This is a genomic window from Blautia marasmi, from assembly GCF_900258535.1.
Taxonomy (GTDB): Bacteria; Bacillota; Clostridia; order Lachnospirales; family Lachnospiraceae; genus Blautia; species Blautia hominis.
Map to the genome: position 1 here is coordinate 1560072 of NZ_OIWX01000001.1, position 16738 is coordinate 1576809.

At 41.9% G+C, this 16738-nt stretch carries 12 protein-coding genes and 2 pseudogenes; 3 read left to right on the plus strand and 11 right to left on the minus strand.

Annotated elements, in window-relative coordinates:
• Positions 1-12 precede the first annotated feature (12 nt).
• The 6 genes from ltrA to C6P39_RS06925 all read right to left on the minus strand — a co-directional run bounded on the left by ltrA (position 13) and on the right by C6P39_RS06925 (position 7686).
• Positions 13-1311, minus strand: a complete 1299-nt coding sequence (ltrA, locus tag C6P39_RS06900) for a group II intron reverse transcriptase/maturase (RefSeq protein ID WP_104803258.1) — start codon at positions 1309-1311, stop codon at positions 13-15.
• A 500-nt stretch (positions 1312-1811) separates the two neighbouring features.
• A complete protein-coding gene (locus C6P39_RS06905; protein ID WP_104803259.1) occupies positions 1812-2654 on the minus strand; it encodes a carbohydrate ABC transporter permease in 843 nt (280 codons plus the stop codon).
• A gap of 2 nt (positions 2655-2656) precedes the next feature.
• Positions 2657-3562, minus strand: a complete 906-nt coding sequence (locus C6P39_RS06910) for a carbohydrate ABC transporter permease (protein WP_104803260.1) — start codon at positions 3560-3562, stop codon at positions 2657-2659.
• Between the two features lie 118 nt (positions 3563-3680).
• Positions 3681-4973 carry a sugar ABC transporter substrate-binding protein gene (locus C6P39_RS06915; protein ID WP_104803261.1) on the minus strand — a complete coding sequence of 431 codons (1293 nt, stop codon included), beginning with the start codon at positions 4971-4973 and terminating at the stop codon, positions 3681-3683.
• A gap of 213 nt (positions 4974-5186) precedes the next feature.
• Complete coding sequence (locus C6P39_RS06920) at positions 5187-5933, minus strand: response regulator transcription factor (RefSeq protein WP_158661479.1); 747 nt, start codon at positions 5931-5933, stop codon at positions 5187-5189.
• Complete coding sequence (locus C6P39_RS06925) at positions 5905-7686, minus strand: sensor histidine kinase (protein WP_158661480.1); 1782 nt, start codon at positions 7684-7686, stop codon at positions 5905-5907. Before C6P39_RS06925 ends, C6P39_RS06920 begins: the two co-directional genes overlap by 29 nt.
• 389 nt (positions 7687-8075) lie before the next feature.
• Here C6P39_RS06925 and istA point away from each other — a divergent pair.
• From istA to C6P39_RS06945, 3 genes and pseudogenes are all read left to right on the plus strand, one after another.
• A pseudogene (gene istA, locus C6P39_RS06930) lies at positions 8076-9671 on the plus strand (IS21 family transposase); the annotation flags it as partial.
• Positions 9664-10272, plus strand: a complete 609-nt coding sequence (locus C6P39_RS06940; RefSeq protein WP_242986967.1) for an ATP-binding protein — start codon at positions 9664-9666, stop codon at positions 10270-10272. The pseudogene istA and the gene C6P39_RS06940, both read left to right, overlap by 8 nt.
• A gap of 226 nt (positions 10273-10498) precedes the next feature.
• Positions 10499-10672, plus strand: coding sequence for a hypothetical protein (locus C6P39_RS06945; protein ID WP_242986969.1), 174 nt, complete (start codon positions 10499-10501; stop codon positions 10670-10672).
• A gap of 214 nt (positions 10673-10886) precedes the next feature.
• Here C6P39_RS06945 and C6P39_RS27665 read toward each other — a convergent pair whose 3' ends face one another.
• The 5 genes and pseudogenes from C6P39_RS27665 to C6P39_RS06965 all read right to left on the minus strand — a co-directional run bounded on the left by C6P39_RS27665 (position 10887) and on the right by C6P39_RS06965 (position 16736).
• A complete protein-coding gene (locus C6P39_RS27665) occupies positions 10887-11411 on the minus strand; it encodes a glycosyl hydrolase-related protein (protein ID WP_242986971.1) in 525 nt (174 codons plus the stop codon).
• Positions 11397-12147: pseudogene (locus C6P39_RS28840) on the minus strand (ISNCY family transposase); the annotation flags it as partial. The pseudogene C6P39_RS28840 and the gene C6P39_RS27665, both read right to left, overlap by 15 nt.
• 258 nt (positions 12148-12405) lie before the next feature.
• Positions 12406-12849: a DUF6985 domain-containing protein gene (locus C6P39_RS06955; RefSeq protein ID WP_104803264.1), complete on the minus strand. Its 444-nt coding sequence runs from the start codon at positions 12847-12849 to the stop codon at positions 12406-12408.
• A gap of 18 nt (positions 12850-12867) precedes the next feature.
• Entirely contained in the window at positions 12868-13437 is a 570-nt protein-coding gene (locus C6P39_RS06960; protein WP_207657115.1) for an HNH endonuclease, read from the minus strand.
• Complete coding sequence (locus C6P39_RS06965; RefSeq protein WP_104803265.1) at positions 13434-16736, minus strand: ATP-binding protein; 3303 nt, start codon at positions 16734-16736, stop codon at positions 13434-13436. The genes C6P39_RS06960 and C6P39_RS06965 overlap by 4 nt, the downstream gene beginning before the upstream one ends.
• Positions 16737-16738: the final 2 nt, after the last annotated feature.

Sequence of the window (16738 nt, forward strand, 5' to 3'; positions counted from 1 at the left end):
TACAGTTTCATGCTACGCATAGAGATTGAAGTATTTCTTGGGATAAGCTAGTGGGTAATATTCCAACATCTGCTTGAATCCCTCCCAATTGTAGCTTTTCTTCTGACTTCTGCGGTTCATCCAGCGATATAGCAGCTGTGTTATGTAATAGTGATATTTTACCAGTGACTGGATGTTATAGGTCAAACCATAGTACCTGTAATGTCCTATCAGTTTGAGGTTTAGTATCGGCATCAACTTCCTCAGCGGCGTTGTCCGATTATATTTCAGCCACTGTTTCATTTCCTTTAGCTTTGTTGCTAACCGTTTACCATTGGTCTTCGGTTTTACACAAAACTTCCCTGCTTGGTTTTCACCGCAATAGAATGTAAATCCTAGGAAGTCAAAGGTCTCGGGTTTCCCCTCCCCCCTCCGCTTTCTTCTTTCCTTCGCATATCTCCCGAATTCCAGAAGTCTGCTTTTACTCGTCTCAATCTCTAACCCGTATTTACTCAATCGCTCCTGCATTTCTTTGTAGTAGCGTTCTGCTTCTGTCTTATGTTCAAAGCCTGCAAGGTAGTCATCGGCGTATACCACAAGAAAACTGTTCCCTGTTCCACTCTTTTCAAAGTATGCTTTATACCACAGCACCAGTACATGGTGCATGTAGATGTTTGCCAGTATCGGACTGATGATGTTTCCCTGTACTGAACCAACCTCGTTCGTTTGATACTTTCCGCTTTCTAATACTCCTGCCTTCAGATATTTCTTTATCAGCCAGAGTATGTTGGGGTCTTTGATATAGTACCCAACGAATCTCAAGGTCCATTCATGGCTCATATGGTCGAAGAAACCCTTGATATCTGCGTCCACTACATAATTGATCCGTTTGCGGACAATACTGATACACATCTCTTTGATTGCCATATGGCAGTTCCTGTTTGGACGAAAACCGTACATGTTATCTTGAAACTTTGGTTCATATACTGCTTCCAGTATCTTCTTTAATCCTAATTGTACAATTTTATCTTCATACGATGCGATTCCCAAAGGACGTCTCCTGCCATTTGCTTTCGGGATGTATACACGTAATGTTGGCTTTGGTTTATAAGCCTTGTTCTTCAGCCTTTTCACCAGACTCCTAATATTCTCCCTTAAGTTCCGGGCGTATTCCTCTTTTGTTACTTCATCAATCCCTACTGCTTTCTTTCCGTCTAATTCTTTGTGGCACTCAAGCAGCAGCTCTTCATTTAGTAAGTGATACAGTGACGTAAATATGGGGCGGCTTTCATGAGCCGATTTGTCTGCTATTCTTTCTAATTTCGTTCCCACTTATCCTCCCGTCCCTGAGTACGGTAAATGTGTCCTCAGAAAGAGCGTTATTATGTATTCCCCTTCCCTCCACCGTGATTAGCGGTTTCTCTGGTAATATAGGAATATCCGACTGCCTGTGACTCATTTGATTTCCTCCTTGTCATCGTTGTACGTCATACTTGTCTGGGAGTAAGCAATCTCCCTGCAAGAAATCACAGGCTCTCTCCAGTTGACTGATTGGTCATTGTGAAACATGATTGGCCCTCGGACCCCGCCAAAGCCACAACAAACTCGCTTAACGCTTGCTGTGATGTTGTCTTCCGCATGGTTAAACTGCGTCGACCTTTGAAGCTTTGTAAAATTTCGAGGCTCAATAGCATTGCAACCCTATTTCCTAACTGTCTACGCTTAGCCCTGCCTGTTACCAGTCAGCACCCAAGACTCGCTAACGGTGGCTCGCTACGCCTTGCCGTATGGGATTTCCACCCATTAAACCAACCGCCCTTTTCTGGACGCGCTCAGCCTTTCACAGCACCGCCCACGAGTCCGCCTACAATATACTTCTGCAGGCTTACAAACAACACCACGATTGGCAGCACAATGATCACACCATAAGCCATGATCATATTCCATTTTGTTCCGTATGCATCGAGAAACTGATAGATCCCGGATGTCATGGGAAGCAGATCACCTTTGTTGTTAAAGGTTATGGAATACACCAAATCATTCCATGCAAAAATAAAAGAAAACGCCGCAGCCGTTATGATACCGCTCTTACATATAGGCAGTGTAACTCTGAGAAATGCCGTAAAGTAATTACACCCGTCAATTCTTGCCGCCTCCTCTATCTCCTTAGGGCATTCCATAAAAATAGGCCTGAGCACCATAATTACAAATGGAATGGATATTGTGGCTGTTGCCAGGATGGGCGCAAGATATGTATTCAAAAGCCCCGCTTTGTTGTAGATCAGGAACAGAGGCGTCAGCACCAGGGAACAGGGCAACATCTGTGTTGTCAGAAAAATCATCAAAATCGATTTCTTCCCCGGGATCTTAAATCTTGACAATCCATATCCAGCGGGAATAGACAGGACAAGTGAGAGAACCATGGAACCTATAGCTATGATCCAGCTATTCTTAAACTGAACAAAAATGTTAGCTGTATTGGATTTATTCTGAAACTGTTCTATATAATTCTCCCAATGGATCTCCTTTGGAAACCATGTCTGTACCTGCGCAAAGATCTCAGTATCGGATTTCAGGGAACTGATAATGATCCAGTACATGGGAAAGAGAAATATTGCCGCTATTATAACTGCTATTATGGTATCAATTATATTTTTTGTCCGCTGCTTCATCATAGTCAACTCACCTCATCTTTTCCAATCAATTTCAGATATACCAATGCCACCACGAATAGGCATAGGAACAATACATTTGCTACAGCCGCCCCCTGTCCAAAATAATAAGTCTTAAAGGAAAGACGGTACGAATAAGTGGAAAGAACCTCCGAGGCATCCACCGGCCCTCCCCCTGTAGTCACATAGACCAGATCAAAGACTTTAAACGTATATACAAATCCTAATATCAAAACAGAAAGTATAGACTGCTTGATCATCGGCACAGTAATATAAAAAAACCTCTGTACGGAATTTGCACCGTCAATAGATGCACTCTCGTAGACATCCTGGGGGACATTGTCAAGACCGGTTGATAATAACAACATATTAAAGGGGATTCCCACCCAGGTATTGGCAATGATAAGCCCCCAGATAACTGTTTTTTCATTCAGCAGCCATTCCACAGGTGCTTTCACAAGATGCAGATTCATAAGAATATCATTGATAACTCCGTTTGTGGGGCTCAGCATGAACTTAAACATAAGTCCTACCACTGTCATGGGAAGCATATAGCTGATAACCATAAGGCCCTTTAAATACCTTGCAGCCTTAAATTTTTTACTGAAAAACATAGCAAAAGCAAATCCGATAATAAACTGAAATACAATACAAAAAATTGTATAAAAAAATGTGTTTTTAACAGCCTTCCACATCGTCGGATCACTGAAAATCGCTTCATAGTTTTTAAGACCGATGAATTCCGCATGACCCATGCCTACGCTTTGCGCTGTCATGTCAAAAAAACTGATATAAAAATTATACAAAATGGGAAATCCGATCATGGCGACCATGAAGATCAGTGCCGGCATAATATATGCATATCCGTTTCGTATTTCCCGCCTGCTGTTTCTGGAATATTTACTGCCCATAATGTCCGCTCCTTTTCAGGGTATTTAGAGTCAAAAAGTCTGCCGGGATTTCTTAAAACCGAAAAACCCGGCAGACTCCTGGTAATGTCACTTGCCTGAGATCGGCAAATTCAACATTTTATTTTTTTAATGATTCCTCAATATCCGCAATAGCCGCGGCTGCATCCTTGCATGCCTGCTCCGGGGTCTTTGCCTCCGTCAGTGCGCTCTGACAGGCTTCAATGATAACATTGTCCACTTCTGTCCATTTTGGATAGGGCCCGCGTGGTTTTGTATTTTCCATCTGTTCAGCAAATACTTTCATCTCCGGATCATCTGCAAACTCTTTATCAATATCCACATCGGAGCGAGGAGAGAATTTTGCCACACTCTTTGCATACGGAGCAGAAATATCCTTTCCGCAAAGATACTCAATAAACTCAAAGCAGGCGTCAGCATCTGCATTCTTTGTGATACAAAGAGCTTCGCCTCCCAGACAGGATGCAGGTACTTTATCCTGCGGAATGGGCACAACTCCCCAGTTCTTATCCGGTGCATCATTTCTGAGTGTTCCTACGTTCCAGGAGCCGTTTACCATCATGGCACAATTGCCGGATGCAAATTGTTTGCACACGTCAGCCTGTGACCAGTTTAAAACTTCTTTATTTGCAAAACCGTTTTTCACGAAATCAGAGTAATAGGTCATGGCCTTTATGCTGTCATCCGATCCCATATCCGTCCAGTCCCCTTCTGCTGACCAGAGGAACGGCATAAACTGGAATGTACACTCCGCATTTTTGATTGCTGAAAATCCCAGGCCGTAGACACCATCTTTTGTAGTCTTTTCCGCTGCATCCACCAGTTCATCCCAGGTTGTCGGTGCTTCCACGCCCGCGGCTGCCAGCATATCCTTGTCATAAAACAGGGCAAGGTTATTTCCGATATAAGGAACACCGTACATTTTACCTTCATATACACAGGAGTTTGTGATACTGTCCAGGAACTGGTTTTCATCCCATCCGTCAAACTGTTTTTTGATATCTTGGAATACGCCCATCTCTCCATAATTGATCACTTCCGGGTTGTCCACAAATACCATATCCGGCAGTTCACCTGCCATATTGCCGATCGTGAGCTGTTTTGTCTGCTCATCCCTGGCAACCCATTCTGTCACAACAGTTGCCTTTTCACTCTGTGCATTAAAATTATCTATCATTTCCTGGAACGGCTCTACCTCAGGAGATACCATACTATGCCACAGTACAACCTCAGTTTTTCCCCCGCCGTCAGAATCTTTCCCTGTATCTGCTGTTTTTTCATTCTTTGCATCTTTTGCTGTATCCGCCTGAGTATCACCTAAACTTCCGCAGCCAGCCACCAGACCCGCCGTCATCATTCCTGTCAGTGCCATCGCCAAATATCTTTTTTTCATTTCTTTCCTCCAATAATCTGTGTTTTTGTTACAACTTGTTAACTTTTTCAAATACCGGTATTTTTACTGCTCTCTTTAAGATGATTTTATTATATCAGTTTTCATTTTCAGGCAAAATTATACGATTTTAACAAAAGTGGATTCTTTTGCACAAAAAATGACCAAATATATGTTTTTCGCTACACATATCCGGTCATTTTATCTATATTCAAATTATTCTGTTTTGTCTTCGTTTTCACCAAACTGAAGATATTTTTTCGGGGATACTCCTGTAACCTCTTTAAATACCCGACAAAAATATTTCACGTCCGAATATCCCGCTTCAAAAGCAATCTCATATATTTTTCTGTTTCCCTTCTGCAGCATCTCCTTGGCCTTGCCAATACGGTACTCTTTCAGATAATTGACAAAAGGACGGCCAACCTCCCTGGAAAACATACGGCTCAGATATTCAGGTGTCACCTTATACCTCTCCGCCAGATCATCCAGTGTCAGTTTATCCTGAAAGTGTTCATGTATATATCCGATCACCTTTGTAACAAGAAGAGAATAAACCGCCTCCTCCTTTTTTGCCTCTTGGCGGACAGGCTTCAGTTTTTCCTCCAGCCGCTCCATCAGTTCTTTGATCTTCTGCACAGTCACCGGCTTCAACAGATAGTCTGTCACTCCCAGAGAAATGCCCTGCTGCGCATAAGAGAACTCTGCATAACCGCTCAGAATCACGAACAGGCAGTCCATATGGATCTGCCTCAGGCTTTCAATCATTTCCAGTCCATTCATCCTGGGCATCTTAATATCTGTGATAACAATGTCAGGTTTTACCTCTTTAACCAAGACCATTCCATCACAGCCGTTATCTGCATAACCTGCAATATGATATTCTGGATTGATCTTCTCAATCAGATGCCCCAGTCCTGTCTGGGCCATATACTCATCCTCCACAATCACTATTTTTAGCATATACTTCCTCTCCATAAGGTATTTCCACGGTTACCACTGTTCCTGACGTCTCTGAACTATAGTAACGTATGAATGCTTCTCCTCCGTAATAGCTTTCCAGTCTTGCCCGCACATTATCCGTGCCGATATCCCCTCTGTTATCCTTACGGTTAAGCCTTGCCAGCGTCTTTTCCTCTATTCCCTTTCCGTTATCCTTAATAACAAACCGCAGCCGATTCCCCTCCTCCATGGATGCTTCAACTGTGATCTTTCCATCTTTTTTCATTTCATTAATACCATGAACCACACAATTTTCGATAATCGGCTGCAGCAGCATTTTATGTATCAGAATATCTTCCGCTGCCTTCGGTATACGGATAATAAAGGTGAATTTATCTGAAAAACGTTTCTGCTGCAGAAAAAGATACTTGTTCAGCCATTGCTTTTCTTCTCTCACCTGCACCATCCCGTCTATATCCGTAATACTGTATCTGAGCAGGTCCGCAAGGCATGAAATCATTTCACTGATTTCATATTCCTCATTTTCAATTGCCCTCCAGTTAATACTGTCCAGGGTATTATAGAGAAAATGGGGGTTAATCTGGGATTCCAGGGCACGCAGTTCTGCCTGTTTCTGCCTTGTCACCGCCTCCTCTGTCTGGGCACGCTCCCGTTTCAGCCGCTTTATCAGACGTTCAATACTTTTTGACATCTGATTAAATTGCTGGATGACGGGATAAAACTCATCTTCAATGGTGGCATCAAGCTGCATGCCCACCTGTCCTTCCCCTATTTTCTTCAGGTTCATGGAAAGCATGCTGAGATTTCTTGTAAAATATTTGCTCAGTGCCCAGACCACTGCGACAAACGGTACAATGAATATAATGCCAATCAATATAGTTATCTGCCGGAAACCGTATAGATTTTGTTTTATTTCTTTAAGGTTTACATAAGACCGCATGGTCCAATTGGATTTTTCTATCTGATTTTCCTTTATCAACCTGTTTTTGTCTGATTTATCAGTACCTTCCGAGATCTTTCCTATTCTGTTTTTCTCCTGGGAATATATGATCCTTCCCTGGGGGTCTATCACTTCCACCATATCATTCCACTGGGAATCATCCTCGTCACCGGTATCCAGATTCTGAAAAAACTCCATGCCGATACCCATGACAAGCACTCCCACATTACTGTCAGCAACATAATCCTGAACAGGTATGGCTATATAAAATAAATCAATCTGCCTGCCCCCGGCAAGTTCTTCCTGGATCGTGGGCAAAAATACGGCTGATTCCGATTCTTTTGTCCGACTGCACAGCCCCAGGCGCCGCTCTTTATCAGACCACATATTGTTGTCATAGACACTGTTGAACTTCTCATAGGTATAATAGTTTTCTCCCCGGTTATCTATGTATGTCATACTCTGGACCGCCTCCAGCATCTGACCATAAGATATGAATTTACTACGCAGGGTTGTTTTGCTCTCCACTGGCTCTTTGCCACGGTTGAGACTGTCCATGGCTCCTGCCACCGCAGGGTCCACCACGGTCTGGTAGATCAGATCAAATACCTGCCGCAGGTCCAGTTCAAGAAAACGGACACGCTGGGTGATCTTATAATCTGTCAGTTCGTATGCCTGTTTTTCAAGATTTTTTGCCGCCACATTAAAAATTATAGAGGAAATAATGACTGCAGGCATAACGGTGGCAATGATCAGGGCTATGATCATACGTCTTGTCCAGGATATTTTATGGAACTTTTTTTGTATGGGCATTTTGTTGAATTCCTTTGTATTTTGTAGGTTTTTTTGGGGGGCTTTGATGAATATTATAGACATTTATGCCGGGAAGGGCAAGATAATTAATATGGTTGCCATGGTAAAAAAAGAAAAATGACATAACCCCAGCGTTTATGCCACTTTTCTTATATATTCCATATTCATAAATTTAGCATACTGAAACTTTTAAATCCAATACAGCCTCGTATCATTTTTCAAAATAACTCATATCTGTCCCCGATTTCTCCAGCACCGCTCTCACTCTATCCATAGTCTCCGCGTCTGCCTCCGGACGGCTGTCGTCATAAGTTTTCAGCAGCCTGGCAATCCAATTGTGAACGCATTAACTCATGAATTGTTTATTGTAAAATAGAGCATCTGAGACCGGCCTTAACTGGAAAACGGTCAAAAAATATGTGGATATGGAGGACTTTAACGGTCTTTCTCCCATAAAGGCATCATTAAAGGCTCATGAATCCAAGCTTGACCCGTTCAAGCCTCTGATTGATGAATGGCTGCAGGCAGACAAGCTTGCGCCAAGAAAGCAACGACATACAGCCAAAAGAATATTTAAACGCCTTAAGGATGAAGCAGATGGTTTCAACTGCAGTTACCGTCTTGTCGCTTTATACGTCAAGCAGAAGAAAGAGGAACTACGCCTAAAAAGAACCGATGGCTATATTCCTCTTGAACATCGCCCCGGCGAAGCTCAGGCGGATTTTGGAACAGCCGATTTTTACGAAAACGGCAGGCTCTATCACGAAGCCAAGTATCTTGTGCTTAGTTTTCCTTTTAGCAACGGCGGTTTTTTACAGCTTAATTACGGTAAAAACATGGAGTGCCTTCTGGAAGGTCTGGTTGCTATATTTGAGCACATCGATGGAGTTCCCACCGAAATCTGGTTTGATAATACCAGAACCATTGTCACTAAAGTCATTAAAGGCGGGGGATGCGATATAACAGAACGTTTCCAGCGCTTCTGTGAGCACTATCATATCAGGCCGATATTCATGAATCCCGAATCCGGTTGGGAAAAGGGAAACGTGGAAAATAAGGTCGGCTATCTGCGCCGTAACGAACTTGTGCCGGTCCCCCGCTTTGATGACCTTACGGAAGAAAACAGGCGTCTTCTTGACCGCTGCGAAACAGATATGCGGCGTGAACACTATGATGACGATGCCGACCGCTTTAGCAGTGAGCTATTTGAAGAAAATAATGCACGTTTACTGCCGCTTCCTTCTGTACCATTTGACACGGCACTTTACACGACCTCAACAACAGATAAATATGGAAAGTTTACCCTTGATGCAGGAAAGCACCGTTATTCCGCTTCACCGGCTTTCTGCGAATCCATCCTAAATCTTAAGATTACATCATCTGCTGTGACCGTCATGGATGCAGACATGCATGAAGTTGTCCGTCACAAGCGTCTTTACGGTGATGAGCATAAAAGAATGGATTGGCTGCCATATCTTACATATATCGCAAGGAAACCCCGCTCTCTGCGTAACAGTGGCATTTATGATATGATGCCGCAGAGCATGCAGATATACATGAATAATTGTGAAAATAAGGAACGCGGGCGGGTACTCAAGGTTCTTGCTGAACTTACAGAAAGAACCGGATTTGCCAGTGCCGTCAAGACAGTGGATGAGNTTTATGATATGATGCCGCAGAGCATGCAGATATACATGAATAATTGTGAAAATAAGGAACGCGGGCGGGTACTCAAGGTTCTTGCTGAACTTACAGAAAGAACCGGATTTGCCAGTGCCGTCAAGACAGTGGATGAGTCTGTACGGCTGAATGCAACCGATCCGGACAGTCTGCAGAGCCTTTACAGGCGAACCTATGCAGATGTACCGTTTCTGCCTCCCCTTGAAAACAAAGCTTTTCTGTCACAGCAGAAGGTCATTCCGTTCAGAAATAATCTGAAGATGCTGGATGCCGCCCTCAAGAAGGGAGGTGTCTCAAATGGCTGATATAGAAAAATCCATTGCAGCATGCTGCAAACAGCTCAAGTTGTCTACAAACTTTGCAGGACAGGCTTTCGAGCAGAAAGGAGACACACCGCAGGAATACCTTTTAAATCTTCTGACAAATGAAATTGAATATAGGACAGCAAAAAGGAAGAGCAAGTTCCTCAATACAGCCGGCTTCCCACACAGATACCGTGTGGAAGAATTCAGGACAGATGAGATAGATTTCCCGGAAGACGTCAGCTTCCAAAGCCTGTTAGACCTGGATTTTTATCATACAGGAAAAAATGTCATCATGTATGGTGGAACAGGAACCGGTAAAACAATGCTCTCCATTCTGATCGGAATGTCTGCATGTAATCAGGAAATTCCGGTAAGATTCTACCGCACTGCCGGACTTATCAATCTTTTTTCCGAGAGTCAGAGCAGCGGAAGGCTTACTGCACTGAAAAAGAAGCTTAATAGTGTCCAGATACTGATTCTGGATGAATTCGGATATGTTCCGTATGACCGCACCGGTTCACAGCTTCTATTTGATTATCTTTCTGAGATACACGAGCAGAAATCGGTGATTCTAAACACGGATCTTGAATTCTCACAGTAGGTGAACGTTCTTTATGACCAGCGGATGACAACAGCACTGATTGGCAGGCTCACTCACCACGTGGAACTGATTTTGTTGCCGGGGATCAATAATCGGTTACGTGAATCAAGTATCAATGCAACTCTTTCAAGAATCAGCAGTCAGGAGGCAGGTAACAATGACTAAAAATAAAAAAGTTATCAAAGAACAGAAAAAATATCAAAATCTTTAGGAACGCTATGCGGAGATGGATGATTATCTGCTTGATATCATAGATGACCATAAATGCGCAGAAGAAGATTTGAGATATCTGCATGACTTTGTCCACTATAAAAATCTGGATGAGGAATTCCGCTATTTCAGAGAACATGCACATGAAGATGAAAACTCGGAACCTCCGTTTCCATATCTTACGCTATAACAACTAAATATGGTCTGCAATGGCTATGTGGCTGGCATAATATCTGCCAGCCGGGGCCTTGCATCTTTCTTCAATTTGGAGATGCAACATTCTCCAAAAATATTTTACATTTTTCTCCAAAAAGTGCTTGCAAAAAACACTCATGAATCAACGGACTGCCATCAGCCGCCACAGGCGATAGCAGTCCGTCTAATAGTTTATTTTTTATCTGTTTTTACAGATACAGTTTAAAAGTCTTAATCATGAACGGTGTAACCTCAAAGGATACTTTGGAACCTTCCACCGCCTCCCCGCTGTCATGTTCCAGTAAATTACAGGGCATAATACGTTTTACTCCAAACTGGGAAGTGAGTGTCACTTTTCTGCTTCCGCACCTGCACTCATGCAGCCTCACAATCAGGCAGTCTTCATCCTCCGCTTTCTTCACTGCATCAATCTGCACACAGTCTAAAGACACTTCCACAATCTTTCTCCGGTAGGTAAATACACCGGAAACAACCTGTGCAGGCAGATTCAGTTGGTTGGCGGCTTCGATGGTCTCGCCTTCTGTCACATTTTCAATATGGGGATACAGAGAATAAGTGAATCCATGCATTCCTTTATCCGCCATTGTGTCCGGGTAAACTGCGCTCTTCAATAGGCTTAGCTTTATTGCATTGTCCTTGATGCTGTATCCATATTTACAATAATTTAACAGGCTGACGCCATACCCATTCTCTGAAAGGTCTGCCAGTGACACAAAGATTGATTCTGCTTCTGGCTCAACGGAGAATTTTGGGTTGAACAGCTCTCTATTCTTCTTCCAAAAAGCGGTTAGCCTCCGTTACGGTCGTTATCCCACGTTTGGCAAATTCGATGGAAAGACGGCTCTGTAAGGTTACCCTTAGACGCTCAATGCGCCCTTTGGCCTGTGGCGTCTTAGCAAATATCAAGTCAATCCCGAGTTCATGAATAGGCCGTTCAAACTGGGTCAGGTGGACAGTCTTCCCGGCAATCAGTTCCTCCACGGTGAGCTTTTTCCTGTTTTAGGGGAACGGAAAATCGTATGGTTGTCTGAGTAAACCGTTTGGGGGATGCCGAAGTCCACACGGCTTTGGCGCATGGTTTCATTGTCGCCGTAAAGGCATTCGTTCTGAGTAAGGAACAGGCCAACCACCTTGCCAGAGGCATCAATAATTGCCCTATGGAGGGCGCAGGTGGCATTTCCGCCAAACCATTCATAGGGGGTGGCATCAATCTGGATGAGCTGTCCTGGATGGGGCTCGCTTACGCCGGTGAGTCCGGTAACGAATTTTTTTCTTTTGGGGGCTTCCAAACCCTGCATTTTTTAGTATACTGGAAAGAGCAAAATAGGAAATATGGATTCCAAAATCTGCGAACCGTATCTCTTTGAAGTGGAGGAAGTTAGTCCCAGACAATTCCGGACGGGAATAAATCTTAAGGACAACTTCCTTCGTTTCATCTAAAACAGCGTGGGTTCTACTGCTTTAAATCATACAGTTCGTGAAATTGCAGCGGAATACGAGTCTGGAACATTGGATGATAATCTGGTCCAGTTACAGTATAAGGATTCTTTACAGACTTTTAGTGTTCCGATTGAAGATGCAAAATAATATACAAAAAACATCCTCTGCGAAATAAATCAACAACACAAGGAAAACGAAATCCCCCAATATAAACGACGCCACGATTTACACTCCGGATTAAGTGCAAACCGTGACTTTGCTGTTTTTTTATAAGAACAAGTCTTGACTTCCAACTACAATATTTGGTGCGAGTTTAACTGCCATGCCACCTTCAATATCCCAAACGCAATCTAACAACATTATCGTTGTACCATCTTGTTTGAATAAAAGCGTTTTGGGTGTAACCATCTGAGCAAGCTCACTGATATTGACGATGGTTCTTGCACTAATCCAATATTCTGCAAGAGAACTAAGGTTTTCATTCACATAGCTTTTAAGCTGTTCTCCAACAGTATCCATCATTCTTTTTTCATTATTCATGAAGTAGGAATATGCTTTTTGCTGTTCTTCTGTAATTGGTTTTCCAGAATATGCTTTTGCTGCAATCGTAATCGTCCAGTCTTCACCAAACATAGAAATTGACTGTTTCTTGCACCATCTATGTTTATAAGACATTTCGCCAAATACATTATCTATACAAGTTGCTTCCATTTCATTCACTCCTTTCAGTTAAGCACTTTTGCTTTGTGATTTTGCTTCAGATATACCACCAGAATGAGAAATATTACCGTGTACTTCTGTTGGGACTTTTTGCATTGTTTTACAGTCCTTGCATTCGTGCCAGGTATATTTGTTTTCCTCACGCCAATTTGCAACTTCTTCAGGAGTACATCCTCTTTGTTCTGCGAGCTTTTCGTCTGCTTGGTCGAAGTTAGAATCTCTGTCATCGGAAAAATCGTCGATTTCCACTTCTCCTTTTGCAACTTCAGAAAAGTCAGGTTCATCGTCGTTGAATGGAATGGAATCGAAATCATATTCGTCCATTATTTGCTCCCAAGTCTTATGCTCTGGGTTTGTACCATGCCTATCTCCTGGTTCAACATTCGGGTCTGGTTTCCAATCAGAGTTGCCAGGTTCTCCAGACCACTCCCCACCATTTCGTGGAAGCAAACCACACCGTTCAATTTTGATTTTTGCGTCTATTTTTTCGGTATAGGTTGTTTCAATTTTCAACTCACTCTTTATTTCCGAATTGTATACTTCTCCATATTTAGTTTCGGGAAAGAATGGATTACTCACATTAAATGCCCCCTTTCAATGATGGTGTTATACCATGATTGATAATACTCACTTCCATCTTTTTTTGTTTCGCTGTATGCTTTCATCAAACAATGATTGATACTAATAATCAAATCATCAGAAGCATTTTCAACCTTTTGTGCCACCAGAGAGTTTAGGTAGCAGTTGAAACCAATGAAATCAATAGACATTTGTCTTGCGTTATCGACAGCTCCATCTAAGTCAAGAATATCTTTCACAAGAATTGCCTGCTTTGAGAAATTTTCCGGTTGCCATAAGTTCAGTTTCTTCGTTTGATTGTACTCTTTAAGAATAGAATACAGCATGGTTTTTATCTTGACAGTACAATGGCACTTCTCTATTGCCCATTCAATTTCTTTATTTGTGTATGTATCTGAATTATCCAGGCGATTTTTAGCAACAATGTTGATTAAAATGGTAGCTGCTTTAGTGCTGTTATCATCGTTTTGGATTGAAGCAGGTCTTGTGTATTCCTTTTCTTGACCTTCATACTTATCTATCTTACAAAGGACAGGTTCAATCCAATCGTTTTGGTAAATAACTGCAACGCCTTTTGGTAAACGAGCTATTTCATCAAGTTGGGTGTCTTTCATAGCAGCAGACTTGCCAGAAATTCTTCTGTCACTTTCTTCTGGTAATCTCATGATGATTTTAGTATTAGTATTGCGTATTGCTGATATATCAACAGCATTTGGTGATTGGTCTGCTATAATAAAACCTTCTCCGTATGTTCTCATTTCAGCAATAGCGTTTGAAATCATTTCAACAGACTTTCCAGCTATATCTCCACCATCTTCAGAAGTTGCATGAGTGCTTGCTTTTAGGATATTATGTGCTTCCTCCAGAACAGTCACATGATGTAATTTTTCATTTGAGCCGTCGTTGGTTGTCATACGATGTTCTGAAAGACGCATGACAAGTATTCCCATCAGCAATGATTTTGTTTCCTGCGAACCTACACGACTTAAATCGACAATAACATTTGAATCGAAAAGAGTAGTGTTATCTATTTCGTCAGCGGCAAATATTTGACCATTTAGCCCATTAGTAAGTGACTTTACTCGTGTAGTCAATGAGCCAATGTAATTTGATTTAACTTCCTCGGAATAAGCGGATTCATTTATTACACGGATCAACTGTTCCAATAAATCTTGGAAGGTTGGGTACAATGTTGATGAAACAATATTTACCGAAACAGTCATGTCCCATCCACAGGATTTATACGAAGCCAAGACAGCTTCTTTTAATACAGCAGGCATTGCTGCATACATAGGCCAGCAAACATTGAATATTTCAATCAATCTGTCAATATGTTCAAGAACATGAACACCAGCAGGAAACTTAAATGGATTGATTTTCAAGAGTTCAGTGTATTTGGGGTTTGTACCAAATACATGAACACCTCGTTTGTGTCCAAATACACGCTTGTATTCTCCCTTAGCTGGTTCAATTACAAGGAAATTTAATGTATCTCTGCGAGTAGAGGTAAGTTCATCTAAAATTTTGTAAACTGTATTTGATTTACCGCTACCAGTTGCCCCAACAATAAATGTGTGCATTGAAAGACTCTCAACATCAAGAGTAACCTTACTTTCTTCAACAGCACGACCCATGTTAAAAACACTTCCAAGACGGATGACTTCAGAGCTATCTTTTTTATCGTATTTTACGACTTCTTTTCCAAAATCGGCGTGTTCTATCACAGGAAAACCGCAAACAGAATTTCTCGGTAATCCCATATGAATAGCCAATTCGTTTCCACTCACAAGATTAGTGGGCATAATTGGAATGTCAAATCCATTGATACGGTAGTCAAACACTGGGTGGATAAAGTTCCTTACATATTCAGAAATCAATTCGTTTTGGGAAACTCCTTCTGAAATCAGTTCTTGTGGCTTATTCCATGTGTTTATTGCAGAAACTTCTAAGCCAGAGTTTTCCCCACTCATCAAAGCTTTATAAGTGGCAGCAGCCACTTCAGAAACTGATGAATCGGCACTAAGGAAATATGTTGCACATTCCCACATTCCAACACTCTCAAATTCAGAAAGACGCTCTAATTGCTTGTCAATTCTGTCAAGCATATCTATCAAAGGCTTGTTTTGAATTGTCAGTTGTAAATTTTGTGTTTCACCGGTTGTTAGTCCGAGCGAAGTAGCTAAGCTATGAGATGATCCTGTGGTAATGGTATCGTTTGTTCCAGTTGCGTCGGCTGTACCAGAGCTTTCGCTACCTCCACCAGAAGTAGATGTAACGGTTTTATTTGTCGCAGTAGAAATTGCTACTCCAACTAAGCCACCTATTGCACCACCAATAGCTGCTCCAGCGGCAGTACCAGCTCCAGGAATAATACTTCCGATAACAGCACCGGCAATAGATAATGAAGCACCGATAGTACTTCCTACTTTACTTCCTGCTGTCTGTTCAGAAACAGAAGTAGAAGTACCCGTATTAACGGTAGTGCTCTTGTTATCGGTGTGCATTGTATTGGTTCCGTGTGCTTCGCTTTGGTTTTCGCCGTTTGTTTCAGTTTCATTTTTTGATGTAGATCTGTTAGTCCCGTAGCTGACAACTGTATTTGCATACGGCGATAATTGAGTGTATATGGTTTCATATCCCTGCCGTACTGCATTAAGTTGGGCTTGGGATGTAGAATTAGCAACAATGATCGCAGTATAACGGCTACCTTGCATTGCTAATGCAAGCTTTTCAAGACCCTGCAAATATTCATCGTTGCCTACAAACTCCTTATTTTTGTTATTTGCAACACACGATACTGCCGACAAAGAAGTTGAGTCAATAGAAGATAGTAGTTCTTCAATTCGACTATTTTTCAAGTTTTCAATCTGAGTTCCAGGAAACTGCCCTTTCATAGCATTAATAAGAGTAGAGTATGAAGTCTGTGTGCTGTTTTCCTCAGATAGAGATCGAATTCCCAAATAAAAATCCGTTTTAACGCCATCACTATCAATAATTGTTACAATGGCACTATTTGTAGTTGCAACTGCATTAAACATACTTGCAAATTTATATGTTGCCGATTCATCTTGTTCATATACCATTTCGGTAATTTTGAAAAGACGAATTTTTCCCAGATTGTTTGCAAGGGCTAACTTTTCAAGAGGTATAACAGAGAAGTCAGGCAATCTTGTAATGTAATTTTTGAGTACAACATCATCTACTAAAGTAAAAGCAGATGAGAATCCATCCCTTATTACTTTTTCTTGGGGAATAATTGTATGAGATTGATTATTAGCTCGTTGTAATTTTGTATCCAAAA

Coding starts and splice junctions, on each gene's coding strand:
- C6P39_RS06915 (WP_104803261.1), bottom strand. CDS start 4,973: ATGAAAAAAAGATATTTGGCGATGGCACTGACAGGAATGATGACGGCG.
- C6P39_RS06940 (WP_242986967.1), top strand. CDS start 9,664: ATGGCTGATATAGAAAAATCCATTGCAGCATGCTGCAAACAGCTCAAG.
- C6P39_RS06945 (WP_242986969.1), top strand. CDS start 10,499: ATGGATGATTATCTGCTTGATATCATAGATGACCATAAATGCGCAGAA.
- C6P39_RS06920 (WP_158661479.1), bottom strand. CDS start 5,933: ATGCTAAAAATAGTGATTGTGGAGGATGAGTATATGGCCCAGACAGGA.
- C6P39_RS06925 (WP_158661480.1), bottom strand. CDS start 7,686: ATGCCCATACAAAAAAAGTTCCATAAAATATCCTGGACAAGACGTATG.
- C6P39_RS06905 (WP_104803259.1), bottom strand. CDS start 2,654: ATGATGAAGCAGCGGACAAAAAATATAATTGATACCATAATAGCAGTT.
- C6P39_RS06955 (WP_104803264.1), bottom strand. CDS start 12,849: ATGGAAGCAACTTGTATAGATAATGTATTTGGCGAAATGTCTTATAAA.
- C6P39_RS06910 (WP_104803260.1), bottom strand. CDS start 3,562: ATGGGCAGTAAATATTCCAGAAACAGCAGGCGGGAAATACGAAACGGA.